We start from the raw sequence: 24,929 nt of genomic DNA, 5'->3' as shown, positions 1-24,929 counted from the left end.
TCTCTCCCGCGTCATCTCATCCGGCTTCGGGGCCCGTGCCCGCGCCGCCCTCCACCTGCGCCCGCACCTGCTCCGGCGTGAGGTAGGTGTCGGTGTACTCGAAGTCCCTCAGCTTGGCGGGCCGGCGCGCCTGGAAGCCGGTGCGGACGAAGTCGTCGCCCGCCAGCGCGTTCAGCGTCCAGTTCGTCAGCACCCGCGCCTTCGCCACGCCCGTGCGCAGCGCCGACCAGTGGTAGCCGCGGGCGACGGCCTGCGCGGGCAGTCCCCGCAGTTCGATGCCGAGCGGCTTGGAGACGGCGTCGGTGCCGCCGAGGTCGACGACCAGACCGAGGTCCTTGTGCACGTACGGCTTCATCGGCCGGCCCCGCAGGGTGGCGAGCACGTTGTCGGCGACGACCCTGCCCTGCCGCATCGCGTGCTGTGCCGTCGGCGGGCAGACCGCCCCCTCCTCGCCCTTGGCCTCGTCGGGCACCGCGGCGGCATCCCCGAGCGCGAACACCCCGTCGTGGCCCGGCAGGCACATCTGCGAGGTGACGGCCAGGCGCCCGCGGACCGTCTCGGCGCCGAGGGTGCCGATGAGCGGGCTCGCGACGACGCCCGCGGTCCAGATCAGCGTCCGGGTCGGCACCACCCGCCCGTCGGTGAAGGTGACCTCCTCCGGTCCGGCCTTGGCGATGGACACCCCCAGCGAGATCTCGATCCCGCGCCTGCGCAGCACCTCCTGCGCGCTGCGGCCGAGCTTGTCGCCGAGCTCCGGCATCAGCTTCGGGGCGATGTCGATCAGGTGCCACTTGATCAGGTTCGGGTCCAGCCGGGGATAGCGCTTGACCGCGTTGTGCGTGAGCAGTTGCAGACAGGCGGCCGTCTCGGTGCCGGCGTAGCCGCCGCCGACGACCACGAACTGCAACCGGGAGGCCCGCTCGGCGGGGTCCTGGCTGGCGTCGGCGAGGTCGAGCTGGGAGATGACGTGGTCGCGGATGTAGGCGGCCTCGGCGAGCGTCTTCATCCCGAAGGCGTGATCGGTCAGGCCCGGGATGTCGAAGGTCCGCGTGATGCTGCCGGGCGCCAGGACTATGTAGTCGTACGGCTCGTTGACGATCTCGTCGGTGATGGTGCGGATGACGCAGACCTTCGACTTCAGGTCCACACCGATCGCGCCGCCCGGGATGATCCGGGTGCGGTACTTCTTGCTGCGGCGCAGCGAGAGGGCGATCGACTGGGGCGTCAGCACCCCGGAGGCGACCTGCGGCAGCAGCGGCAGATAGAGCTGGTAGCTGAACGGCGTCACCAGGGTGACGTCGGCCTCGTCGGGGGAGAGCTTGCGTTCCAGACGTCGAACGCACCCCACTCCCGCGAAGCCCGCGCCCACCACCAGGATCCTGGGTCGTGTCACGATGTCCATCCCTTTCTGCGGCTCCAGGCGGTCTGCCTCGACGTCATGCGCGTGCCCGCCGGACGGCCCCTTCGCACCTGATCGATCCCGCCGATCCCCACGATCCCACCGCGACCGGCGCGGTTGCGCCACCCGGGCGACGCAAGCAGACGAACGTTTCTCCTGTGGCCCGCGTCGTACCCGCAGAACGGCCCGTGTACGCCCGGGTCCTTCGGGTAGCCCGACGTACATGACAAGTGTGGTGGCCGGAGGGTAGTGACGTGCGGTGCGTGGAGGGCTCCGACGACGGCCGGCGGGAGAGCCGGGAGGCGACGGCCCGGCGGGTCGTCGACGCGATGGAGAGCCTGGTGGCCTGCTGGCTCGCGGCGGCGGAGGGGGCCACGCCCCGGCTGCCGGACCGGCAGTTGCTGGCCCTCAGAACGATCCGGCGCCGCCCGGAGCTCAACCTGACCGCCCTCGCCGAGGACCTCGGCATCGGCCTGCCCACCGCGAGCCGCCTGTGCGACCGGCTGGAGGCGGCCGGGCTGCTGGAGCGGACCGTGCAGCCGCGCAACCGGCGTGAGGTGCAGCTCGTGCTGACCGCCTACGGCCGACGCGTCCTCACCGACGTCACCGAGCGGCGTGTCCGACGGCTGGCCGCCGTGTTCGAGGGCATGACACCGGTGCAGCGCACCGCCCTCGAGCACGGTCTGTTCGCCTTCCGGCAGGCGCACGCCCACGGCACGGACGACTGACCGCGCGTCAGGAACCCACGGACACCCGCGCCGTCCGACTGTCGATGTGACACAGCAGCAGACAGACGTCGTCGTCGCGCTCGGAGTCGCTGAGCAGCGGGTCCAGGATGCGCTCCGCCGAACCGTCCAGGTCCGCGTCCAGCTCCTCGGTGCGGAACGCGCCGAGCGCCGCCGCGAGCCGTTCGATGCCCGGGTCTATGCCCTGGGCGCGCCGCTCGACCAGCCCGTCCGTGTACAGCGCCAGCGTCGAACCGGGCACGAGGGGCACCGTGTGGTCGGCGATCTGCTGCCGCAGCGGGATGCCGAGCATCGCCCCCGGCTTGGCGTCCAGCGTGCGCACCCGTCCGTCCGGGTCGCGCAGGACGGGCGGCGGATGTCCCGCGGCCGCCCACGTCAGGACCGGTTCGCCCGGCTGGAAGCGGGCGATCACGGCCGTCGCGTACAGGTCGGGCTGAAGATGGTGCAGGAAGGTGTGCAGCCGGGTCAGCAGGACGCCGGGGCTGCCACCGTCCACCGCGTAGGCGCGCAGCGCGGTACGCAGCTGGCTCATCATCACCGCCGCGTGCAGCCCGTGGCCGGTCACGTCGCCGATCACGGTGATCAGGCTGCCGTCGGGCTGCCGGAAGGCGTCGTACCAGTCGCCGCCGATGTTCAGCCCGTACGTCGCGGGCAGGTAGCGGGCCGCCAGCCGCAGGCCCGGGGTGGTCGGCAGGTCCGTCAGCAGGGCGCGCTGGAGCGTCTCGGCGATGTCCCGGTTGTGCTCGAAGCGGCGCGCGTTGTCGAGCGCGATGCTGGCCCGCCGGGTCAGTTCGATCAGCATCACGGCGTCGTCCGGGTCCCAGCGCTCGCCCGGCGGGCTCAGCGTCAGCACCCCCAGCGGCGCGCGCCGCGTCGGCAGGGGGACGCACAGCAGCGGCCGGGTGGGGTGCAGCGCCGACGGCGGCTGGTCGTCCACGCCGGGCAGCCCGCCGGGATGGTCGGCCGCGTACTGGGGCCGACCGGTGCGGGCGGCGACCACGGCGGCCGCCGGATGCGTGGCGGGCGGGTGCCGGTCGTCCCCGTCGTCGAAGAGCCAGACGTCGACCGTGGCGGCGTACTCGGGCACCAGCAGCTCCGGCAGCCGGTTCACGATCTCCTCGTGGTTGAGGGAGGCCGTCAGCACCGCGCTGGCGTCGGCCAGGAACATCAGTCGGCGCCGGGCGCTCTCCGCCTCCTGCCGGGCCGCGCGCTCCGCCGCGAACGCCTCGCGCTGGGCCCGCCCGGCCGCGTCCAGGTCGGCGTGCAGCGCCAGGACGCCCTGGTTGGTCTGGTGCAGCTCCTCCCGGTGGAAGGCGACCAGCTCCTCCTGCTCGGCGAGTTTGTCCAGGACGAGCGCGGTGTCCTCGTCGGCGCCGAGCAGGGCCTCCGCGAGGACATCGGCGTCGCCGGCCACCCCCGCCCAGTCGGCGGTGTCCACGGGCTCGGGGCAGTCCACGGTGACCTGCCACGGCGGTTCGCCGACGGTGGGGGAGGGGGCGACCTCGACACACAGGAGCCCCTCGCCCGTATTCACGGTGAGCCGCCAGGTGCCGCCCTTGGTCAGACACTGGCGCAGACGGCCGCTGAGCGCGCTCGCCAGCCGCGTCCGGTCCAGGGGCGCGACGCCGAACGCGGCGGCCAGGCGCGCGGTGGCGATACGGGCGCGCGCCGCGTCGGTGACGGTGCTGATCTGCCAGGTACGCATCATGGGCGGTCCGGCGGGGTCGGGGACAGGACGGCCACGGCGGTGTCGTCACGCACCGGGCGCGCGGAACTGCTGGTGTCGCGCACGATCACCGCGGCGGCGACCGCGGGGTCGGCCGCCGGCAGGCCGGGGCCGGAGGGCAGCACCCAGCGGCTGGGCAGACCGTCGCTGTGCAGCACCAGCAGCCGGTCCGCCGCCCAGGGCACCTCGGTCTCGGGCAGGGTCGACGGCCGGTGCACGCCGACTATGCCGGGCCGGGACAGCAGATGACGCCAGGAGTCACCCTCGCGCAGCCGCGCCCCCACGTTGCCGATCCCGGCGAACCGCAGCCGCCCGGCCCACGCGTCGACCTGGGCCACCGCGACCGCCGCGCCCCGCGTGCCGCGCAGCGCGCGGTCCAGGCGGCGCAGCACCTCGGCGGGTGCGAGATGGGCCGAGCGGTGCAGTTCGTCGGCCGCCGCGGTCGAGGCGCGGGCCGCTTCGGGCCCGTGGCCCAGCCCGTCGGCCAGCATCAGGGTCAGCCGGTCGCCGGCGCGCACCCACGTCCAGGCGTCCCCGGAGCACGGGGCGCCGGCGAACGGGATGTTCACCCCGCCGGCCCGCGCCGCCGCCTCCGGGGCGGTGGCCTTCGCGGCGGCGCCGACCCGGGCCAGCGCCACCGTGCCGCGCCCCGGGGCGCTGTGCAGGTCGAAGTCGTCGGCCACCCGCCGACAGGTCCCCAGTCCGGCGCCCAGGGAGCCGGCCGTGGAGAACCCGTCGCCCAGCGCGGCCGGGACGTCGGCCATGCCCGGCCCGTGGTCCACGGCGACTATCTGGACGACGAGCCCGCCCCGCCCGCCCGGCGGGGCGACCGTGTCCACCAGGAGCTGTCCGCCGTGGGCGTGCTTGAGCAGGTTGGTGGCCAGCTCCGTCGCCACCAGCGCGGCGGCCGCCGTACGCGACGCGTCGAGGCCCACGACCGCCGCGGCCTCCTCCGCCGCCACGCGCGCGTCGCGCACCCGCGTCGAGTCGTGCACCGGCACGTCCCACACGCGGGGCATCAGGACTCCTCGCGCTGCCGGGGCGGCCGGGCCGACCACGAGGTCACCGTGACCTTCGTACCGACCCCGGGCGTGCTGTCGATGGCGAAGTCGTGCACCAGCCGCCGCGCCCCGCCCAGGCCCATGCCCAGTCCGTCGCCGGAGGTGTAGCCGTCGCTCAGCGCCTGCTCCAGGTCGGCGATGCCCGGACCGTGGTCCGTGAAGGTCAGCCGCAGCCCCTGGCTGCGCCCCTCGGAGACGCGCGCGGTCTCCATCTCCCCGCCCCCGCCGTACACCAGCGTGTTGCGGGCCAGTTCGCTGGCCGCCGTGACCAGCTTCGTCTGCTCGACCAGACCGAAGCCGAGGGTGGCGGCGGCCTGCCGCACATGCTGCCGTACCCACACCAGGTCCATGTCGGAGCGGATCGGCAGGCGGGCCTCGACGCCCGCGGCCGTCCCGCTCACCGCGGCTCCCGGCGCGGGCCGCGTGGGACCGACGCGCCCGCCTGGCCGAGGAGCTCCAGGGCCGCCTCCGTGCTCAGCGCGGTCCGCAGTCCCGGCAGCGTCAGTCCCAGCTCCACCAGCGTGATCGCGACCGCCGGCCGCATGCCCGAGACGACGGTCTGGGCGGCCAGCAGCCGGGCGTTCGCCCCGATCTCGGCCAGCACGCGCCCGAGGAAGGAGTCGACGATCTCCACCCCGGAGATGTCGATGACCACGCCGGTCACCCGGCTGTGGGCGATCGTCTCCACGATGTCCTGCTGGAGCTGCTCCGCCGTGCCGTCGTGCAGGTCCCCCTGGAGCGTGACCAGCAGGATGTCGCCCAGCCTGAGCACCGGCACGGGAGCCGCGCCGGCGCGGGAGAAGTCGTTGTTCACCGCGGACCCGCACCGCCGGGCGTCGCGGGAATGATGTCGGCGCCCAGCCCGCGCAGGGCGTACGCCAGGGCGTCGGCGAGGCCGGCCCGGGTGACCACGGCGCCCAGGTCCAGGCCGAGGTGCACGATGGTCTGCGCGATGGCGGGCCGGATGCCCGAGACGACGCACTCCGCACCCATCAGCCGGACGGCCTCGACCGTCTTCATCAGGTGCTGCGCGACCAGGGAGTCGACCGTGGGGACACCGGTGATGTCCAGGATCGCGTACCGGGCCTGCTGGTCGACGACCGCCTCCAGCAGCGTCTCCATCACGACCTGGCTGCGGGCGCTGTCGAGGGTCCCGATGAGCGGGACGGCGACGACGCCGTCCCAGAGCTTGATGATGGGCGTCGCGACCTCGAGCAGCTGCATCTGCTGCCGGTCGATGAGCGCCTGCACCTCGGTCAGGGCGGTCTCCATCACCACCAGCCGCAGCGTGCCCATCAGGACGGTCAACGTGGTGGCGCACTCCCGCAGGCGCTCCGGCGGCGCGTCCGGCAGATCCGCGACCAGGAGGTTCACCACGGGCGCCCGCAGCGCGTCCACCTCGCTGGACACCTGGGCGGTGCTGAGACCGGAGCGGGAGCGGGCGGCCGTCATGCGCGCCAACTGTTCGCGCACCACCGTGAACCCGGCGCTGTCGGAATCCTCCACCCGGCCGGAGCCGGCGACTTGGGCGAGGGCGTCGACGACGCTCCGGCCCGCCTCCACCGCCTCGTCGCGCGAGACGGTGAACACGCTGCGGAACAGGGGTTCGTCGGCCCACCGCTGCGCGATCTGCTCCCGGCGGCGGCTCAGGAAGGCCCCGACCTCGTCCGTCGGTGTTCCGTTCGGTGCGGCCGCTTGGTGCTCCGGCACTTGCTTCACTCCTCGTTCGCGTCCTGCCGCCACCGTGCTCCCGTCGCAGGTGACGGGGGGCGTGGTGACCCCTGCCGGGCGACAACCCTAACCACGGGCCGATCCGGCCCGACACCCCGCTCCGGCCCGGCGGCCCGCCCGTGCGGCGGCCGCCGTGACAAGTGTCCGAAGGGGCGGCGCGCGTTCGACGGCCGGGGTGGCCCCGTAGCCAACGACCTAGTCACCTCCGTGAGTTCGGCCGGGTCGGCGATCCGCCCACTCTGTTGCCTCGCACGTACAGTTGTCAAACGGCAACTGTCGGTCCGGCGGCGGCCGCGCACCTGCGGATTCGGCGGCGTGCGGCGTGCGGCCGGTCAGGCCTCGCCGTCCCGCGGCGACGGCTCCGGACGGTCGATGAGGGCCAGGGCGTCGTCGACCTTGTCCGAGACCGGCACCGTGAGGCTGACCCCGGTCAGGTCCAGGACCCGGCGCACGGCGGGCGTCGGGTCGATGACGTGCACGCTGCCGGGCAGGCCCCGCGCCTCCTGGTACACCCGCAGGATGATGTTCATCCCGGACGAGTCCATGAACGGCACCGCCGAGAGGTCCAGCAGGAAGTGCCGCCTGCCGTGATGGAGCTGGTTCGCCAGATGGGCCTGGAACTCGGTCGCGGTGTCGAGGTCCAGATGGCCCGCGACCGTGACCAGGGCCACGTCCTCGCGGGGCAGGGTGACCTCCACGGACAGCGGGTTCTGGGCGATGGACACGAGTACCTCCGAAATCTCACGGTCCGGGCTGCGTACCCCGGCGGGCCTGCGACGCGAGCGAGCACGGGCGGTGGCGGGGCGTCCGACCGGCCCCGGGCCCTGTGTCGTTCCCCCCTTCACCTGCGACTCTCGACCTCGCGCCGCGACCAGCGGATACCCCCGAACCGGAAGCCCATGCACCGGCTTTCCGGGAAGCCACGGCCTAACCGAGTCTGATGCCCACGATGCAGGTGTCGTCGTCCGTGTCGGACCTGCTGTAGGTGAGCAGCCGGTCCAGCTGCTGGTCCAGCGTCGGCGGAACGGTGCTCGCCTGGTTCAGCAGGTGCGTCAGCGACTCCTCCATCGACCGGTCCCGCCGCTCGATCAGCCCGTCGGTGTACATCAGCAGCGTGTCGTCGGCCGCGAGCTGGATCTCACCCTCCTCGTACGTCGTCTCCGGTACGGCACCCAGCAGCAGCCCCCTGAGCGGCGGCAGCGGCGCGGCGTCCGAGCCGCGCACCAGGACGGGCGGCAGATGGCCCGCCCGCGCCCAGCGCAGCGTGCGCAGGACCGGGTCGTACAGACCGCACACCGCCGTGGCCGTGATGGTCCCCGTCAGATGGTGCGCGACGATGTTCAGCCACGACAGCAGCTGACCCGGCCCGGCACCGGTCACGGCCAGCCCGCGCAGCGCGTTGCGCAGCACCACCATGCTGGTCGCCGCCTCGATACCGTGCCCCGCCACGTCCCCCACGCACAGCATCACCAGCCGGGAGGGCAGCACGACCGCGTCGTACCAGTCGCCGCCCACCAACTGCTCCTCCTCGGCGGGCCGGTAGCGGACCGCCACCTGCAGGCCGGGGACCTCCAGGGGAGCCCGGGTGGGCGGCATGATCGCGTGCTGGAGCTGGAGCGCCAGCCGGCCGCGCTCGCTCGCGTGCTGCTCGGTCTGGGCGAGCTGGTCGCGGGTGGCGGCGAGCGCCACCTCCGTCCAGTGCTGGGCCGAGATGTCCTGGTAGGCCCCGCGCACGGCGACCAGCCGGCCGTCGGTGTCCAGGACCGGCTCGGAGACGATCCGCATGTGCCGGGTCACCCCGTCCGGCCGCTGGAGCCGGAAGGCGGCGGCCGCCGGACGCCGGTGGTGCAGCAGCGTGCGCAGGAAACGGCCGATGGGGACCGCGTCGTCGGGGTGGGCGTGCGCCGCCAGCTGCTCCAGCGGCACCGGGGGGCTCGACGGGTCCCGCCCGTACAGGGCGAACAGCTGGCCGTTCCAGGTGGTCTCGCCCGTCAGGACGTTCTCCTCGAAGCCGCCGATACGGCCGAGGCGCTGGGCGTGCTGCAACAGGCTGGCCAGCCGCGCGGTCTCGTCCTCGATGCGCCAGATGAGCAGGACGCACGTGCCGTGCCGGCTGATGCTCAGGTCCGCGACCGCCGACAGCGGAACCTCGTCGACGAGCGCGGTCAGACTCATCCGCCGGGCCCGGAACGGCTCGCCCGTGGCGTGGACCCGCTCGATGCGCTGGAAGAGGTCGCTGCCGCCCGCGGCCAGCGGATAGGCCTCCAGCAACAGGGCGCCGTTGACCACCGCACGCGGCCGTCCCGCCGGGTCGAGGAAACGGTCGTTGACGTGCTGGATGCGGAAGTCCGCCAACTGCCCCGCCGCGTCGACCTGCGGGACGAGGACGAGGGCCGGGTCGTGCAGCCCGTCCGCCAGGTCCATCAGCTCGGCCGCGTCCGGCAGCACCCGCGGTTCCAGGTCCGCGCCCCGACCGCGCGGGTAACTCTGCAGCGTGTGCGCGCACAGCTCCGCCAGCGCCTCCACCTGCCGTACGACCTGGGGCGACTGCGGCTCCAGCGGCCCGGGCCACGCGATCTCCAGGACACCGTGGACGCGTCCGCCGGTCCCGGCGGGTACGGCGACCCGGCCGCCGTCGGGGTGCAGGTGCCGGCCGATGGTGGGCAGACCGGTCTGCGCCAGGGAGCCGATCCACTGCGCCGAACGGCCGATGAGGCCCTGACGGGCCACCGTGGCGACGTCCGGGGGCACGTACCGCCAGCGCGAGGCCTCCACGGGGGCGAAGCCGGCGCTGCCGGCCAGCGTCAGCGACCCGTCGGAGCCCGCCGCCCAGATCGCCACGGCCACCGCGCCCAGCGGGCCCAGCGCGTGCTGGAGCAGGGAGTCGGCGACGGCCTGCGTGTCGTGCGCCGCGAGCGCCCCGCTCTCGGCGGCCCGCAGCCGTACCGCCGCCGAGGTCCCGGCGGGCGTGCCGGTGCCCGAGACGGTGGCCAGGAAGGCGTCGGTCACCTCGGACACACGGTCCTTGGCGGCCTGGTTGATGACGTCCACCGCGAACTCCAGCGGCGTCACCCCGGCCTGCTCGGCCAGTTCGGTCAGTTGCAGCGCGGCCTGGGCCGGACCGCACCCCAGCCGCTCCACGAGGATGCCCTTGGCCAGCTCGACCAAGGCCCGTCCCTCGGCCTCGGCCTGCGCCGCCCGCACCTCGCGCCGCAGCCGTTCGACGGTGGCCGCGAGGCGGCCCACCGGGGAGGGCGCGGCGGCGCCGGGATCACCGGAGGGCCGACCGGCGGAGCCCGGTACGGCTCCCGGTGCGGAGGCCGGCGGTGGGGCGGTGGTGATCTGCGTGGAGGGGGACGGCTCGGTCGGGTCCGGCGCCCGGGACGACGGTTCGGCGGGGCCCTGCGCCGACGGCCCCGGCTCGGCACCGGTCCCCGCGAAGGCGGATGCGGCCGACGCCGGGCCTGCCGGGCCGTCGTACCTCTCGTGGGGCTGTTCGGGAATGCTCACGGTGCGAAGACTCCTCGGCCGGACGTCCGGCGCTCGGAAGGGGTGGGCACGCTCACGCGGTCAGCCAGCGGCGTACGCAGGACATCAGGTCGTGGGTGTCGACGGGCTTGGTGACGTAGTCGCTGGCCCCCGAGGCGAGGCTCTTCTCCCGGTCACCGGGCATCGCCTTCGCCGTCACCGCGATGATGGGCAGATCGGCGTACCGCGGCATCGTGCGGATCTCGGCCGTGGCCGTGTACCCGTCCATCTCCGGCATCATCACGTCCATCAGTACGAGGGCCACGTCCGGGTTGTTGCGCAGCGTCTCGATGCCCTCGCGCCCGTTCTCCGCGTGCAGGACCCGGATGCCGTGCAGCTCCAGGATCCCGCTCAGGGCGAACAGATTGCGCGCGTCGTCGTCGACGACGAGGACCGTACGGCCCACGACGGCGTCGTCCACCGGCTGGGGAGCCACCGACTGCGGCTCGTCCGGGCGGAGCAGGGCGAGGGGGACGTCCCCGGGCTGCTCGGCGGACAGGTGCAGCGTGATGCGCTCGCGCAGGTCGTCCAGGCTGGAGAGGAACTCCAGCGGCCGGCCCGCCGCACGGGACTGCAACGTCTCCTCCTGGGCCAGATCCGCGCGGTGGCCGCTGTGCACGAGCACCGGCACACCCGCCAGCGCCGAGTCGCCCTGGAGCGCCTCCAGGAAACGGGAGGCCTCCGCGCCGGGCATCCCCAGCTCCAGCACCACGCAGTGGCACGGCTCGGCGGCCAGCGCCCCCGCGGCGTCCTGCGCCCCGACGGCGGTGACGATGTCGACGGGGGGCGGCGGGGTGCCGTCCTCCCGGCTGCGCGCCATGTCCGCGACCACGCTCTCGGCGACCAGGGTCAGCAGACCGCGCGGCCTCTCCTCCACCACCAGCAGCCTCCGGGGCCGCTGGCCGCTCGCCGGAGCCGGAGGCAGACCGGACAGGGACGCGAGCGGCACCGGCTCGGCGTCCGGGCCGCGCTCCACCGGCCGTCCGCTGTCGAGCAGTTCCGCGAAGTCCCCCCGGGCGACCGGCAGGTAGAGCGTGAACGTACTGCCCCTGCCCGGCGCGCTGTCCACCGTCACCGCGCCCCCGAGCAGGTGGGCGATCTCCCGGGTGATGGACAGCCCCAGACCCGTGCCCCCGTACTTGCGGCTCGTGGTGCCGTCCGCCTGCTGGAAGGCGCCGAAGATGGTCTCCAGCTGCTGTTCCGGAATGCCGATGCCGGTGTCCTTCACCCGGAAGGCCACCACCGTCCCGCCCCGGACCACACCCTGGGGCACCTCGTCGGCGGACACCGGCTCGATACGCAGCTCGACGCTGCCCTGCTCGGTGAACTTCACCGCGTTGGACAGCAGGTTGCGCAGCACCTGACGCAGCCGGGAGTCGTCGGTGAGCAGGTCCGCGGGGGCACCGGCGGCCGTGCTGACGGTGAAGTCGAGGCTCTTCTGCGTCGTCATCGGCCGGAACGTCGCCTCGACGTACTCGATGAGCTGCCGCAGCGGCACCCGCTCCGGGGAGACGTCCATCTTGCCGGCCTCGACCTTCGACAGGTCCAGGATGTCGTTGATCAGCTGGAGCAGGTCCGAGCCCGCGGAGTGGATGATGCCCGCGTACTCGACCTGCTTCGGCGTCAGATTGCGCGAGGGGTTCTGGGCGAGCAACTGGGCGAGGATCAGCAGACTGTTGAGCGGGGTGCGCAGCTCGTGGCTCATGTTCGCCAGGAACTCCGACTTGTACTTCGACGCCAGCGACAACTGCTGCGCCCGCGCCTCCAGCTCCTGCCGCGCCTGCTCGATCTGGAGGTTCTTCGCCTCGATGTCCCGGTTCTGGGCCACCAGCAGGGAGGCCTTCTCCTCCAACTCGGCGTTGGACCGCTGCAACTCCTCCTGCCGCGACTGCAACTCCGCCGAGCGGACCTGGAGTTCGGCGGTCAGCCGCTGGGACTCGTCGAGCAGCTCGTCGGTGCGCGCGTTCGCCACGATGGTGTTGACGTTGACCCCGATGGTCTCCCGCAGCTGTTCCAGGAAGTCCCGGTGGATCTGCGTGAACGAGGTCACCGACGCCAGCTCGATGACCCCCAGCACCTGCCCCTCGAACACCACCGGCAGCAGGATCAGGGCGCTGGGCTCGGCCCGGCCGAGCCCCGAGGAGATCGTGACGTATCCCGCGGGCAGCTCGTCCACCGTGATCGTACGGCGGCTGCGCGCGGCCTGACCGACCAGCGAGCGGCCGAACGGGACACGGGTCGGCCGGGTGTCGTCCTCGGGACGGCCGTAGGCGCCCACGAGCCGCAGCTCCGGCCCGTCCGCACCCTCCTCGGCGAGGTAGAAGGCCCCGTACTGGGCCGCCACCAGCGGCACCAGCTCGTCCATGATCAGCTCGGCCACCACGGGCAGGTCCCGGTGCCCCTGCATGAGACCGGAGATCCGCGCGAGGTTGGTCTTGAGCCAGTCCTGCTCCTGGTTGGCCCGGGTCGTCTCGCGCAGCGACTCCACCATGGAGTTGATGTTGTCCTTGAGCTCGGCGACCTCGCCGGAGGCCTCCACGTTGATCGAACGCGTCAGGTCGCCCTCGGCGACCGCGCTGGTGACCTCCGCGATCGCGCGGACCTGCCGGGTCAGGTTGCCGGCCAGCTCGTTGACGTTCTCCGTGAGCCGCTTCCAGGTGCCCGAGACACCCTCCACCTCCGCCTGCCCGCCCAGGCGCCCCTCGGTGCCGACCTCGCGGGCGACGCGGGTGACCTCGTCGGCGAAGGCGGAGAGCTGGTCGACCATCGTGTTGATCGTCGTCTTGAGTTCGAGGATCTCGCCGCGGGCGTCGACGTCGATCTTCTTCGACAGGTCGCCGCGGGCCACCGCCGTGGTCACCAGCGCGATGTTGCGGACCTGGCCGGTGAGGTTGTTGGCCATCGAGTTGACGTTGTCGGTGAGGTCCTTCCAGGTGCCGGCCACGTTCGGCACGTGCGCCTGCCCGCCGAGGCGGCCCTCGGTGCCGACCTCGCGGGCGACGCGGGTGACCTCGTCGGCGAACGCCGAGAGCGTGTCCACCATCGTGTTGATGACGTCGGCGAGCGCGGCGACCTCGCCCTTGGCCTCGACGGTGATCTTCCGCGACAGATCGCCGCGCGCCACCGCGGAGGCGACCTGGGCGATGGAACGCACCTGGCCCGTCAGGTTCGACGCCATCACGTTGACGTTGTCGGTCAGGTCCTTCCAGGTGCCCGAGACACCCCGGACCGTGGCCTGCCCGCCGAGATTGCCGGCCGTGCCGACCTCGCGGGCGACGCGGGTGACCTCGTCGGCGAAGGCGGAGAGCTGGTCCACCATCGTGTTGATGGTGTTCTTCAGTTCGAGGATCTCACCGCGGGCGTCCACGGTGATCTTCTGCGACAGGTCGCCCTGCGCCACCGCGGTCGCCACCTGGGCGACGTTGCGGACCTGCGCGGTCAGGTTGCCCGCCATGAAGTTCACCGAGTCGGTCAGGTCCCGCCAGGTGCCCTTGACGCCCTTCACGTCGGCCTGACCGCCGAGCCGCCCCTCGGTGCCGACCTCGCGGGCGACGCGGGTGACCTCGTCGGCGAAGGCGGAGAGCTGGTCGACCATCGTGTTGATGGTGTTCTTCAGTTCGAGGATCTCGCCACGGGCGTCCACGGTGATCTTCTGCGACAGGTCGCCCTTGGCGACCGCGGTGGTCACCTGGGCGACGTTGCGGACCTGCGCGGTCAGGTTGCCCGCCATCGCGTTGACCGAGTCCGTCAGGTCGGCCCAGGTGCCGGACACCCCGGGCACCTCCGCCTGACCGCCGAGAGCCCCCTCCGTGCCGACCTCCCGGGCCACGCGCGTGACTTCGGAGGTGAACACGGACAACTGGTCCACCATGCCGTTGAACACCGTCGCGATGTCGCCCATGAGGCCGTCGCCGTCGGCAGGCAGCCGAGTACCGAAGTCACCGTCCCGTACGGCCGTGAGACCGGCCAGAAGCCGTCTGAGCTCCCGGTCTCCCGGGACCGTGTCGACGGCCTCGGCAGTGTTGCTGGTCATGCGAATCCTCGTTCCGCTCCCCAGGGAGCCCCCGGCGGGGGCTCGGAACCACGCCGCCCCCGGTGGACGGCGCCGCGTGTCATGCGCGCATTTCCGCAGATCACGGATGTGCGTGATGAGAGAAATCCGCCGCAGGCTAACCCACGGGCCCACGGCGGAACAAAGCGTCACGTCGTCTTCCGCACACAGGTATTCCACTTGGCGCGCACCCTGCATGCACATCCGGAATCGGGGTAGCCGAAGGGGTTCTCCCCGGGGTGGAACTCTGGGGGATCAGGCCAGGTCTGCGCCGAGCAGCCCGGCGCGCAGCCGCCGCACCACGCGGCTGATGAGCCGCGAGACGTGCATCTGGGAGATCCCCAGCTCTCTGCCGATCTCGGCCTGCGTCCGCTCCTCGACGAACCGCAGATGGATGATCCGCCGTTCCCGGGGATCGAGCTCGGCGATCAGGGGTGCCAAGGAGTGGAAGTCCTCGACGAGTTCGAGGGCCGGCTCCTCCGCCCCGATGAAGTCGGCCAGCACGGACTCGCCGTCGGCGCCGCCCTCGGAGGTGAGGGCGGCGTCGAGCGAGGCGGAGGTGTAGCAGTTGGACGCCTTGCGCGCCTCGATGACCTCCTCCTCGGACAGCGACATCAGCTGTGACAGCTCCCGCGTGGTGGGCATGCGGCCGAGCCGCGTCTGCAGCTCCTCGGTCGCCCTGGCCAGCTCGACCCGCGCCTCCTGGAGCCGGCGCGGCACGTGGACGGCCCAGCTGGTGTCCCGGAAGAAGCGCTTGATCTCGCCGACGATGTAGGGCACGGCGAACGAGGTGAACTCGACCTCGCGGGTCAGCTCGAACCGGTCGATCGCCTTGATCAGGCCGATCGTCCCGACCTGGACCACGTCCTCCATCGAGTCGCCCCGTCCGCGGAACCGGGAGGCCGCGTACCGCACGAGCGACAGGTTCATCTCGATCAGCGTGTTGCGCACGTACTGGTACTCGCGCGTGCCCTCCTCCAGGACGGCGAGCCGGTCGAAGAAGCGGCGCGAGAGCTCCCTCGCGTCCTTCGGGCTGACCCGGGTGGGCGTGTCGATGAGCGGAACCCCTCCCCGCAGGTCGTCGATGACGTCCTGCCCTGCCGTGGCCGTTGGTGCCTGTGCCGTCACGGCATCCATGCCGCTCACTCCGTTCGTCGGGGCCCGCCGAGGCGTTTCGAAGATCGTCGGGCCGGTCGATGACGCACTCCGTCTGCCCCTGCTTCCCCGACTCATGCAGTAACGGATGCACCGGCCCCGACGGGCGACGGCGGCCCCGAACCGACCGACACGCCCGGAATGCGGCCGCGGCAGGCGGGTATCCGCTGCTGTGGAACGCGAGAAGGGAGCAGCGTGACCATTGACACAATCTGGTCCTACCCACCGGGCAGCGGGCATGTCGAGGGGCAGGACCTGACGGGGTACGGCGTGCTGGCGACCGACGGCACCATAGGGCACGTCGAACGCGAGGACGGCCACCACGGGATGTGGCACCTGGTCGTCGACACGGGGGTCTGGTTGTTCGGCCGGAGCGCCGTCGTCCCGGTGGGCGTCGTCGCTGCCGTCGACCCGCAGGCCCGCACCATAGCGCTGACCTGCACCGGGGACGAGGTCAAGCAGGCCCCCCGGTTCCGCACCGACAGCGAGACGATGGATCCCGCGTACCTGACGGCCGTCGCCGACCACTACCTCCGGCTGACCCCGCGTGGCAGCACGCCGGCCTGACGACCGCAGGGGGAGGAGCGCGTGCCGCAGGGGCCCGCCGTATCCTCAAGTACCCGCCGCATACCGGCCGCTGCGTGTCACGATCGAGGAACGGGGTGTCGATGACCAACGAGCCGCGGACCCGGCGCTCCGACCGCCGGGGACAGTGACCGAGCCGTGAGAGGGGACGAACTCGCGCGCACGGGACCGGCGCTCGTCGCCCCGGTGACGACCGCCGCGTCCGCCCGCGCCTACACGCGCGCGGTGGTGGACGCCTGCTGGAACGCTCCCGCACGGCCGGCGCGGGAGGAGGACGTCATCGACCTCCTGCTGGTCGTGTCGGAGATGGTCAGCAACGCGATCCGGCACGGCGGCGGCCTGGCCGGGTTCGACGTGACGCCGGTACACGACGGGATCCGGCTCGCGGTGCACGACCACAGCGATGTCGTCCCGTCCGCGGCGTACGGATCCGGCGCCCTCCCCGCGGTCCACCACGGCAACGGCTACGGCTGGCCGCTGATCATCAAGCTGGCCCGCGAGATCACCATCGCCCGACGGCCCTCGGGCGGGAAGACGATCAGCGTCTTCGTGCCGGTCCGGGCTGCCCGGGGGACCGACGGCTCCCACTGAGGCGAGGGGCAGGCGGGGGAGCGGTCACCAGGGCAGGAACACGTGCACGTCCTTCCCGCCGTCGTCCGAGACCACGCTGACCTGGCTGCACAACGTGTGGATCAGGTGCCAGCCGATACCGCCGCCCCCGCTGTTGGGATGGAACGGGCGGGGAGCCGGCGGGGTGGGGTTGGTGTCGTGGAGCGTCACGTGCACCCCGTCGAAGGTGGGGCGCAGATGCAGGTCGAACGGGCCCGGTGCGTACTGGACCGCGTTGGAGGCCAACTCGGTGACGATCAGCACGATGTCGTGCCAGTACTCCGGTTCCGAGGGCGGGGACGCGCGTGAGAGGTCGCGGAGGAACCCCTCCGCGGCCAGGCGCGCACCCGTCACGTCCTGCGGTTCGCCCGCGAAACAGGCCGTGCGGCTCGGGATCGCCCAGGAGGTCAGTGAGTCGTTACCACGGGGCTCGGTTGCCATGTCGTCAGTGCGGCCCCCTTGTGGCCGGGGCCGTCGTCCTTTCTCGTGTGGCTCTCTCGCGTCGCCACTCTTCAGGGTTCCCGAGGCCGCGCAGGCTACGCGTCCGGCACCTGCGGGCGATCCGGGACACGCGGCGCGACCCCGCGGCCACGCGGCGTACGCACCCGCGCCGTCGCACCGGGGCGGTCGGGGGCGGACACCGGCCGGGCGAGGGGGAGGGGACACGAACGACCTGACCACCGGGGTCGCGCGGCAGGACCGCGGCGGCGACCGGACCCTGGCCGCACGGGAGGAACGGGACGGCCCTTCGGGGCCGGGCCTCGAAGGGGCCGAACTCGCCCGGGCCGCCGCCCCGTTGCCCGCCGAGGGCCGCCGTCCACCGGGAGACCGACCTCACTGACGAGGCCGGCCCGTGCGGCGCCGGTGTGGGCCTCGCCGCCCTCGGCCGGGCGGAGACCGCCACCGCACGGCGCGGGCCCGGACCACCTGGAGGACATCGAGCCGACGGGAGTGCGCGGCACGGGCGGCCGGGCGGCCACGGAATCCGTCCGACGCCGACAGGGCGCGGCGCGGCTCACCGGAACACGTCGTCCGCGTCGTCCCAGCTGAGCACCTCCACCGGGGCGCTGTGCCGGGGCGGACGCGCCCGCGCCTGGTACATGGCCTCGATCTCGGCCGCGTAGTGCTCGACGATCGAGTCGCGGCGCAGCTTCATCGACGGGGTCAGCAATCCGTTGGCCTGGTCGAACGGCTCCGGCAGCACCCGGAAGACGCGGATGGACTCCGAGCGGGAGACGGCGCTGTTGGCCGCGGCCACCGCCCGCCCGATCTCGTCCAGCAGGGCGTTCTCCTCGCGCGCCTCCCGGCTCGGTGTGTCGCCCTGGATCGACAGACCCCCGCGCCAGTGCGCCAGGAAGTCCGGGTCCAGGGTGATCAGCGCCCCCACGCACGGCCGGTTGTCGCCCACGACGACCGCCTGGTGGACGAGCGGATGCATCCGCAGCCGCTGCTCCAGCGCCGTCGGCGCGACGCTCTTGCCGCTGCTGGTGATGATGACGTCCTTCTTGCGGCCGGTGATCGTGAGATAGCCGTCGGAGTCCAGGAAGCCGAGGTCGCCGGTGGCCAGCCAGCCGCCGGGCAGCGCCGCCCGGGTGGCCGCGTCGTCGTTGACGTAGCCCTGGAAGACCGACGGGCCGCGCACCAGGATCTCCCCGTCGTCCGCCACCCGTATCTCGGTGCCCGGCAGCGCCTGCCCGACGGTGCCCGACTTCTCCCGGCCCAGCGGCTGCATGGTGATCCCGCCGCTGGTCTCCGTCAGGCCGTAGCCGTCGTGGACGTAGATGCCGATGCCCTCGTAGAACAGGGACAGGTCGCGGTGGAGCGGTGAGCCGCCCGACGTGGCGCGGTGCACACGGCCGCCGAGGGCGGCGCGCAGCCTGCGGTACACCGTCCGCTCGAACAGGGCGTGCTGGAGCCGCAGGTCCAAGCCGGGCCCGGAACCCCGGCCCAGCCGCTGCCGCTCCAAGGCCGCCGCGAAGTTCCGGGCCGTGTCCGCCGCCCGCTCGAACAGCGCGCCACGGCCGGACTCCCGAGCGGTGCGCAGGAAGTTCTTGTAGATCTTCTCGAACACCGACGGCACCGCGTACAGATACGTCGGCCGGAAGGTGCGCAGCGCCTCCGTCAGCGCGGCCGCGCCCAGGTCGGGTTCATGACCCATGAGGATGCCGCCGCGCAGGCACAGGCCCTGGATCATCAGGCCGTACACATGGGAGAACGGCAGGAAGGCGAGGACCGACGGCTGCTGCCCGGGCGCCGCCGCCGTGTGCCCCCAGCCGGCCAGCAGGGTGTCGCAGGGGGCGGCGAGGCTGCGATGGCTCAGCGCGCAGCCCAGGGGGCGGCCCGAGGTGCCGGAGGTGTAGGCGATCACCGCGGTGGAGTCGGGCAGCACGATGCGGCGCAGCGAGTCGACCGTGGTGATCGGGACCGGCTCACCGAGACGCGTCAGCGCCTCCAGCGCGCCGGCGTCCAGCTGCCAGACGTGGCGCAGCGCGGGCAGGGTCGCGCACACCGAGCCCACCGTCATGACGCTCTGCTCGTCCTCGACGACCACACCCACACAGCCCGAGTCCCGCAGGATCCACTCGACCTGGTCGCGCGAGGACGTCGGATAGACGGGCACCACCTCGGCACCCACCGCCCACAGCGCATGGCAGAGCACCGACCACTCGTAACGGGTCCGCGCCATGATCGCCACACGGTGCCCCGGCGAGATCCCCGAGGCGATCAGCCCCTTGGCCAGGTCGACCACCTCGTCACGCAGCTCGACGGCCGTCACCTCCTCCCACGCGTCGGAGCCCGCGGAACGCCGGGCGAGCACGGGGAGAGTCGGGGTGCGGGCGGCTGTCTCGAAGACGCTGTCGGCGAGCCCTCCGGTCAGGGGCGAGGCGGCTGGGGGAGCGAGGGCGACGTCGCGCATGCGCTGCTCCTGACATGTACGGGGTGTGACCTTGCCGACGAGGACTGTTATCGACGGTGGTCGAATGTAGCCCAGGTGAGACCGATTGGGCCCGGGAACGGACGAAGTAGTCCCACGCTGATGATCTCGGCGGGTCCGGGGGACTCGGGGGGCATGACCCACATCAGCCCCGATCCCGAACCGGAACGCAGCACCGGCCTCGAACCGGGCGGCGGTGTTCCCCCCGGCGAGACCCCGCCCGCGGAGAGCAGCATGCCCGAGGCCGGCCCCCAGGAGACCCACAATCCCCCCAAGGGCTGGGCCAAGGGCCCACTCACCCTGATCCTCCTTCTCGTCGTGCTGGTCGCGGCCTTCTTCCTGGCGTACGCCCTGATCCTCATCCTCTGAGCAGGAGGACCAGGGCACCGCGGGGCAGGAGCCGCGCCGGCCTCAGCTCTGGGTGTGCCGGACGCACGTGGTGACGACCTCGCGCAGGCTGCCCGTGCGCTCCCAGACCTCACGCTGGATCCGGGCCCCGTTGCCGTTGCGCAGCAACCGGGCGCAGCCCGCGCGGGCCCGCTCCAGGTCGCCGCTGTCGGCCAGCGCGTCCTCGACGTGGTCCAGCAGGGCCCGCACCACCGCCTCGGCCGGCGCGCGCCGCATGGTGGCCGGGTGCAGCAGGTCCCCGGTCAGCCCCGACCGGGCGGCCCGCCAGTCGGCCAGCCTGAGCAGGCTCACACTGTGGTCCACCGGCTCCTCGCCCGCCTTCCACTCCCGGGCGGCGGTCTCGACGAGCCCGCGGACCAGCGTGGCCACGAGCACGGCGGTGTCCGCGTGCAGACAGACGTCCGAGACCCGGATCTCCACCGTGGGATAGCGCGCGGACAGCCGGGCGTCGAAGTAGACCATGGCCTCGTCGAGGATCGTGCCCGTGGCCACCATGTCCGCCACCCGCTGGTGGTAGCGCTCCGCCGACCCGAACAGCTCGGTCGGCCCGGCCGATGGCCAGCGCTGCCACACCCGGCTGCGATAACTGCTGTATCCCGTCTCCTTTCCCTGCCAGAACGGGGAGTTGGCACTCAGCGCCGCCAGCACCGACAGCCACGGCCGGATCCGGTCGACGACCGCCACGCCCTCGTCGTCGGACTCGACGGACACATGGACGTGACAGCCGCACACCAGTTGTTCCCGGGTGGCGATGCCGTACTGCTCCGCCATCCACTGGTAGCGCCGGTTCATCCCGACGGACGGCCGCACCGGCAGCGGGGAGGTGGCCAGCGCCGCCACCGTGCACCCGATCTCACCGGCGTGCCGGGCCGCCTCCCCGCGTATGCGAACGATCTCCTCGCCGAGTTCGTCCATGCCCGACTGCGGGTGGGTGGCGAACTCCAGCATCTGGTTGTGCAGTTCCTTCTCGAAGACGTCCTCTTCCGCCCGGTCCCGCGTGGCGCGGGCGAGAACCGCGGCGGACAGTGCCTTCGGCTCCCCGGTCTCCGGGTCGACCAGGAGGAGTTCCTCCTCCACTCCGACGGTGCGCACGGCATGCAGCCTTTCTCTGGCAGGTGGTACGCACCCGACTGCCCCGTCGGGCCCTTCTCACACGGACGTCGGTGTCAACCACACCGTGGCGAGGGGCGGAAGAGTGAGCAGGATCTCCCCGTTCTCCGGCTTGATTCCGTCGGGATGGGTCACGTCGCTGCCGCCGTAGCGGGCCGCGTCGGTGTTGAGGACCTCGTACCAGACGGGGACGTCGTCGGGGACGCCGAGTCGGTAGTCGTGGCGGACGACCGGCGAGAAGTTGCTGACGGACAGGAGCGGGCCGCCGTCGGCGTCGAACCTCAGGAAGGCGAAGACGTTGTCGTCCGCCGCGTCGCACAGCACCCACCGGAAGCCGCCGGGGTCGGTGTCCCGCTGCCACAGTGCCGGAGTCGCCCGGTAGCGGGCGTTGAGGTCGCGGACCAGATCCTGGACGCCCCGGTGGTCGGCCTCGGCGACGTAGGCGGGGTCGAGGAGCCACCATTCGGGGCCGTGGGCCTCGGACCACTCCGCGCCCTGGGCGAACTCCTGGCCCATGAACAGCAGTTGCTTGCCGGGATGGGCCCACATGAAGCCGAGATAGGCGCGGTGGTTGGCACGCCGCTGCCACCAGTCGCCCGGCATCTTCGACACCAGCGCCTGCTTGCCGTGCACGACCTCGTCGTGCGAGATCGGCAGGACGTAGTTCTCGCTGTAGGCGTAGATCATCGAGAAGGTCATCTCGTGGTGGTGGTACTTGCGGTGCACCGGCTCCTTGCCGATGTACTCCAGCGAGTCGTGCATCCAGCCCATGTTCCACTTCAGCCCGAAGCCCAGACCCCCGCTGTCGGTCGGCCGGGTCACCCCACCCCAGGCCGTCGACTCCTCCGCGATGGTCACCACACCGGGACTGCGCCGGTACACCGTCGCGTTCATCTCCTGGAGGAACGCCATCGCGTCCAGGTCCTCCCGGCCGCCGTACACGTTCGGCGTCCACTGGCCGGGCTCGCGCGAGTAGTCCAGGTACAGCATCGAGGCGACGGCGTCGACGCGCAGGCCGTCGATGTGGAACTCCTCGCACCAGTACACGGCGTTGGCCACCAGGAAGTTGCGCACCTCGGTGCGCCCGAAGTCGAACTCGAACGTCCCCCAGTCGGGGTGCTCGGCCCGCTGGGAGTTCCCGGGCTCGTACAGCGGGTCCCCGTCGAACCGCGCCAACGCCCAGTCGTCCTTGGGGAAGTGCGCCGGTACCCAGTCCATGATCACGCCGATCCCGGCCCGGTGGAGGGAGTCCACGAGGTACCTGAAGTCGTCGGGGGTGCCGAGCCGCGAGGCCGGAGCGTAGAAACCGGTGATCTGGTAACCCCAGGAACCCGAGAAGGGATGCTGGGCGACCGGCATGAACTCCACGTGGGTGAAGCCGAGGTCCTTGACGTACGCCGGGAGCTGCTCGGCGAGCTGACGGTAGTTCAGACCGGGACGCCACGACGGGAGGTGAACCTCGTACACCGAGAACGGCGCCACGTGCACCGGCACGTCACCCCGGTGCGCCATCCACTCCGCGTCCCCCCACTCGTGGTGCGAGGCGGTCACGATCGACGCCGTGTCCGGCGGGACCTCCGCACACCGCGCCATCGGGTCGGCCTTGAGGAAACGGTGGCCGTAACGCGAGGTGATCTCGAACTTGTACCGGGTGCCCTCGCCGACCCCCGGCAGGAACAGCTCCCACACCCCGGACGCGCCGAGGGAACGCATCGGGAAGGCGGTCCCGTCCCAGTAGGTGAAGTCCGCGGCGACCCGCACCCCCTGCGCGTTCGGCGCCCACACCGTGAAGCGGGTGCCGGGCACGCCCTGGTGGGTCATCGGCTCCGCACCGAGCGCCTTCCACAACTGCTCGTGCCGGCCCTCTCGGATGAGGTGCAGATCGAGCTCGCCCAGGGCGGGCAGGAAACGGTACGGGTCGTGCACCTCCTGCTCCTCCCCCTCGTACGCCACCAGCAGCGTGTACGCGGGAATCCCGTCGAGCGGCAGGACGGCCGAGAAGAGGCCGTCGCCCTCCGACACGAGCGGGGTGCGCTCGCCGTCCACCACGACGGCCACCGAGCGGGCGAAGGGGCGAAGCGCCCGGAAGACGACTCCGCCCGGCACCGGGTGCGCGCCCAGCAGCGCGTGCGGGTCGTGGTGGGCGCCCGCCAGCAGGCGCCCCCGGTCGGTCGGGTCGAGTGCGGACGCCGCGGGCGGGCGGGGGACGGCCGACTCGGGCAGAGAGGTGTCGCGCAGAGCCATGGGTCAGCCTCCTCGGACGGCGAGTCGTTCGATCGCCGCCATGGGTACGGGTAGCCAGTCGGGGCGGTGCCGGGCCTCGTACAGCACCTCGTACACCGCCCGGTCGGTTTCGTAGGCACGCAGCAGGGCGTGCTTCTTGCGGGGGTCCCAGCCGGCCCGGGCCGCGTAGCCGGCGCAGAAGGCCTCCCGGCAGCGGCGCGCCCACTCCGGACGCCAGGGCCGGCGCTGACGGGCGGCGTAGTCGAAGGAACGCAGCATGCCGGCGATGTCCCGCACCGGGGAGTGCGCGCTGCGCCGCTCGGCCAGCGGGCGGGACGGTTCGCCCTCGAAGTCGATGACGAACCACTCGCGCCCGGCGCGCAGCACCTGCCCGAGGTGCAGATCGCCGTGGATGCGCTGGGCCGGCGGACCCACATCGCAGGCGGCGAGCGCGCCGAAGGCGGTGATGAGACCCGGGACGTACGGGCGCAGCGCCGACACGTGGTGCGCGGCGGCCTCCAGCCGCTCGGTCATCGCCGTCGCCGTCCGCGCGTTGTCACCGCGCGGACCGGCCGGGAAGGCGGCGGCCAGGGCGAGGTGCACCTCCGCCGTGGCCCGGCCCAGCGCCTCGGCCTCCGCCGTGAAGTCGTCGCCGCGGGCGAGGGCGTCCAGCGCCAGCGTCCAGCCGTCCGAGGCGTCGGGCAGGAACGGCTGCAACACGCCCAGCGTCGCCTCCTGCGGATCCGTCGTCCCGAACCAGGCGACCGGGGCGGGCACCCGGTCGCACCCCTGTCCGGCCAGCGCGACCGGCACCTCCAGGTCGGGGTTCACCCCCGGCTGGATGCGCCGGAACACCTTCAGGATGAACGCGTCGCCGTACACCACGGACGTGTTCGACTGCTCCGCCTCCAGCAGCCGCGGCGCCAGCCCGGCGGGCACCGGAACCGACGCGTCGGACTCGAAGGTCAGCGGACCCAGCGGGCCCGGGTGCCGCATGCGCTCCAGCAGCAGGTGCGCCGACCGCGGGTCCTGCAACGCGTCGTGCACCGTCAGACCGGCCAGCGGCCCCTCCTCCACCCTGCCGATCAGGGCCCGGCCCAGACGCGGCGACAGATGCTGCTGGAGGCCGAGGAGCAGCTGGTAGCAGTCGCCGGGCGGGGGAGTGCCGCCCGGCGACGGCACGCCCGACTGGCCGGTCTGCACCAACAGGTGCAGACAGCCCGGATACAGCTCCGTCATCGACAGCAGCCGCAGGTCGTTCAGGGGCCGGTCCTTGCCGGCGAACCAGCGCTGCCGGGGCAGCCACTCGCGCAACAGCGCCCCGAGCGTCCCGCCGGAGCGGACGCCGACGGGACTGCCGGGGCTCAGAGATGCGGTCTTCGGCATGGTGACGCGTCCTTTCCTCGGCGCACGCTCACAGGCGCCGGCCGACGCGGGATGCGGCTCGAGCGAGCCGGAACCAGTAGAAACCGTGCCCTGCGAGGGTCAGCAGGTAAGGCAACTCGCCGATCGCGGGGAAGCGGACCCCGCCGAACAGCTCCACGGGGTGGCGGCCGTCGAAGCGGCGCAGGTCCAGTTCGGTGGGCTGGGCGAAGCGCGAGAAGTTGTGGACGCACAGGACGAGGTCGTCCTCGTACTCGCGCAGGAAGGCGAGTACGGCCG

General features: G+C 72.7%; 20 protein-coding genes. 4 read left to right on the top strand and 16 right to left on the bottom strand.

Annotated features, from left to right (window positions below):
• Positions 1-16: 16 nt before the first annotated feature.
• Positions 17-1,402: an NAD(P)/FAD-dependent oxidoreductase gene (locus ACF1A1_RS20635; RefSeq protein ID WP_392001636.1), complete on the bottom strand. Its 1,386-nt coding sequence runs from the start codon at positions 1,400-1,402 to the stop codon at positions 17-19.
• A 260-nt stretch (positions 1,403-1,662) separates the two neighbouring features.
• Here ACF1A1_RS20635 and ACF1A1_RS20630 point away from each other — a divergent pair, with 260 nt between their 5' ends.
• Positions 1,663-2,127, top strand: coding sequence for a MarR family winged helix-turn-helix transcriptional regulator (locus ACF1A1_RS20630; RefSeq protein WP_392001634.1), 465 nt, complete (start codon positions 1,663-1,665; stop codon positions 2,125-2,127).
• A gap of 7 nt (positions 2,128-2,134) precedes the next feature.
• Here ACF1A1_RS20630 and ACF1A1_RS20625 read toward each other — a convergent pair whose 3' ends face one another.
• The 9 genes from ACF1A1_RS20625 to ACF1A1_RS20585 form a co-directional block, all read right to left on the bottom strand.
• Positions 2,135-3,853, bottom strand: coding sequence for a PP2C family protein-serine/threonine phosphatase (locus ACF1A1_RS20625; protein WP_392001632.1), 1,719 nt, complete (start codon positions 3,851-3,853; stop codon positions 2,135-2,137).
• Entirely contained in the window at positions 3,850-4,890 is a 1,041-nt protein-coding gene (locus ACF1A1_RS20620; RefSeq protein ID WP_392001631.1) for a SpoIIE family protein phosphatase, read from the bottom strand. Before ACF1A1_RS20620 ends, ACF1A1_RS20625 begins: the two co-directional genes overlap by 4 nt.
• Entirely contained in the window at positions 4,890-5,282 is a 393-nt protein-coding gene (locus tag ACF1A1_RS20615; RefSeq protein WP_392002005.1) for an anti-sigma regulatory factor, read from the bottom strand. The genes ACF1A1_RS20620 and ACF1A1_RS20615 overlap by 1 nt, the downstream gene beginning before the upstream one ends.
• Positions 5,283-5,329: 47 nt before the next feature.
• A complete protein-coding gene (locus ACF1A1_RS20610) occupies positions 5,330-5,746 on the bottom strand; it encodes an STAS domain-containing protein (protein ID WP_392001630.1) in 417 nt (138 codons plus the stop codon).
• Positions 5,743-6,642, bottom strand: coding sequence for an STAS domain-containing protein (locus tag ACF1A1_RS20605; RefSeq protein WP_392001629.1), 900 nt, complete (start codon positions 6,640-6,642; stop codon positions 5,743-5,745). Before ACF1A1_RS20605 ends, ACF1A1_RS20610 begins: the two co-directional genes overlap by 4 nt.
• Positions 6,643-6,995: 353 nt before the next feature.
• Complete coding sequence (locus tag ACF1A1_RS20600) at positions 6,996-7,388, bottom strand: STAS domain-containing protein (protein ID WP_392001628.1); 393 nt, start codon at positions 7,386-7,388, stop codon at positions 6,996-6,998.
• Between the two features lie 202 nt (positions 7,389-7,590).
• A complete protein-coding gene (locus ACF1A1_RS20595) occupies positions 7,591-10,173 on the bottom strand; it encodes a SpoIIE family protein phosphatase (RefSeq protein WP_392001626.1) in 2,583 nt (860 codons plus the stop codon).
• A 52-nt stretch (positions 10,174-10,225) separates the two neighbouring features.
• Positions 10,226-14,224 carry a HAMP domain-containing protein gene (locus tag ACF1A1_RS20590; RefSeq protein WP_392001624.1) on the bottom strand — a complete coding sequence of 1,333 codons (3,999 nt, stop codon included), beginning with the start codon at positions 14,222-14,224 and terminating at the stop codon, positions 10,226-10,228.
• Between the two features lie 273 nt (positions 14,225-14,497).
• On the bottom strand, positions 14,498-15,379 hold the full coding sequence (locus ACF1A1_RS20585) for an RNA polymerase sigma factor SigF (RefSeq protein ID WP_392001622.1): 882 nt from the start codon (positions 15,377-15,379) through the stop codon (positions 14,498-14,500).
• Positions 15,380-15,592: 213 nt separating this feature from the next.
• On the opposite strand from ACF1A1_RS20585, the gene ACF1A1_RS20580 reads away from it, so the two are divergent.
• Both ACF1A1_RS20580 and ACF1A1_RS20575 read left to right on the top strand, forming a co-directional pair.
• Positions 15,593-15,964, top strand: coding sequence for a PRC-barrel domain containing protein (locus ACF1A1_RS20580; RefSeq protein WP_392001620.1), 372 nt, complete (start codon positions 15,593-15,595; stop codon positions 15,962-15,964).
• Positions 15,965-16,120: 156 nt separating this feature from the next.
• Positions 16,121-16,573, top strand: a complete 453-nt coding sequence (locus ACF1A1_RS20575; RefSeq protein ID WP_392001619.1) for an ATP-binding protein — start codon at positions 16,121-16,123, stop codon at positions 16,571-16,573.
• A gap of 24 nt (positions 16,574-16,597) precedes the next feature.
• Here ACF1A1_RS20575 and ACF1A1_RS20570 read toward each other — a convergent pair whose 3' ends face one another.
• Positions 16,598-17,032, bottom strand: a complete 435-nt coding sequence (locus ACF1A1_RS20570; RefSeq protein ID WP_392001617.1) for an ATP-binding protein — start codon at positions 17,030-17,032, stop codon at positions 16,598-16,600.
• A 574-nt stretch (positions 17,033-17,606) separates the two neighbouring features.
• On the bottom strand, positions 17,607-19,508 hold the full coding sequence (locus ACF1A1_RS20565; protein ID WP_392001616.1) for an AMP-dependent synthetase/ligase: 1,902 nt from the start codon (positions 19,506-19,508) through the stop codon (positions 17,607-17,609).
• A gap of 153 nt (positions 19,509-19,661) precedes the next feature.
• Between ACF1A1_RS20565 and ACF1A1_RS20560 the strand changes: the two genes are divergently transcribed.
• On the top strand, positions 19,662-19,895 hold the full coding sequence (locus tag ACF1A1_RS20560; RefSeq protein ID WP_392001614.1) for a DUF6480 family protein: 234 nt from the start codon (positions 19,662-19,664) through the stop codon (positions 19,893-19,895).
• 42 nt (positions 19,896-19,937) lie between these two features.
• On the opposite strand, the gene ACF1A1_RS20555 is transcribed toward ACF1A1_RS20560, so the two are convergent.
• From ACF1A1_RS20555 to ACF1A1_RS20540, 4 genes are all read right to left on the bottom strand, one after another.
• The gene (locus tag ACF1A1_RS20555; protein WP_392001612.1) at positions 19,938-21,026 is read right to left on the bottom strand and encodes a glutamate--cysteine ligase; all 1,089 of its coding nucleotides are present in this window, start codon (positions 21,024-21,026) and stop codon (positions 19,938-19,940) included.
• A 57-nt stretch (positions 21,027-21,083) separates the two neighbouring features.
• Positions 21,084-23,288 carry a 1,4-alpha-glucan branching enzyme gene (glgB, locus tag ACF1A1_RS20550; RefSeq protein WP_392001611.1) on the bottom strand — a complete coding sequence of 735 codons (2,205 nt, stop codon included), beginning with the start codon at positions 23,286-23,288 and terminating at the stop codon, positions 21,084-21,086.
• A 3-nt stretch (positions 23,289-23,291) separates the two neighbouring features.
• A complete protein-coding gene (locus tag ACF1A1_RS20545; RefSeq protein ID WP_392001609.1) occupies positions 23,292-24,653 on the bottom strand; it encodes a maltokinase in 1,362 nt (453 codons plus the stop codon).
• A 28-nt stretch (positions 24,654-24,681) separates the two neighbouring features.
• Positions 24,682-24,929, bottom strand: a 248-nt coding sequence (locus tag ACF1A1_RS20540) for an alpha-glucosidase C-terminal domain-containing protein (RefSeq protein ID WP_388709175.1), incomplete at its 5' end; no start/stop codon positions are given.

The sequence above is a fragment of the Streptomyces sp. NPDC014995 genome (assembly GCF_043080745.1).
Classification (GTDB): Bacteria; Actinomycetota; Actinomycetes; order Streptomycetales; family Streptomycetaceae; genus Streptomyces.
The sequence above is the reverse complement of the archived record's forward strand: the minus strand, read 5'-3'. Positions and strand labels throughout refer to the sequence as shown.

Coding starts and splice junctions, on each gene's coding strand:
- ACF1A1_RS20635 (WP_392001636.1), bottom strand. CDS start 1,402: ATGGACATCGTGACACGACCCAGGATCCTGGTGGTGGGCGCGGGCTTC.
- ACF1A1_RS20625 (WP_392001632.1), bottom strand. CDS start 3,853: ATGATGCGTACCTGGCAGATCAGCACCGTCACCGACGCGGCGCGCGCC.
- ACF1A1_RS20620 (WP_392001631.1), bottom strand. CDS start 4,890: ATGCCCCGCGTGTGGGACGTGCCGGTGCACGACTCGACGCGGGTGCGC.
- ACF1A1_RS20615 (WP_392002005.1), bottom strand. CDS start 5,282: ATGGACCTGGTGTGGGTACGGCAGCATGTGCGGCAGGCCGCCGCCACC.
- ACF1A1_RS20590 (WP_392001624.1), bottom strand. CDS start 14,224: ATGACCAGCAACACTGCCGAGGCCGTCGACACGGTCCCGGGAGACCGG.
- ACF1A1_RS20585 (WP_392001622.1), bottom strand. CDS start 15,379: ATGGATGCCGTGACGGCACAGGCACCAACGGCCACGGCAGGGCAGGAC.
- ACF1A1_RS20570 (WP_392001617.1), bottom strand. CDS start 17,032: ATGGCAACCGAGCCCCGTGGTAACGACTCACTGACCTCCTGGGCGATC.
- ACF1A1_RS20565 (WP_392001616.1), bottom strand. CDS start 19,508: ATGCGCGACGTCGCCCTCGCTCCCCCAGCCGCCTCGCCCCTGACCGGA.
- ACF1A1_RS20560 (WP_392001614.1), top strand. CDS start 19,662: ATGACCCACATCAGCCCCGATCCCGAACCGGAACGCAGCACCGGCCTC.
- glgB (WP_392001611.1), bottom strand. CDS start 23,288: ATGGCTCTGCGCGACACCTCTCTGCCCGAGTCGGCCGTCCCCCGCCCG.
- ACF1A1_RS20545 (WP_392001609.1), bottom strand. CDS start 24,653: ATGCCGAAGACCGCATCTCTGAGCCCCGGCAGTCCCGTCGGCGTCCGC.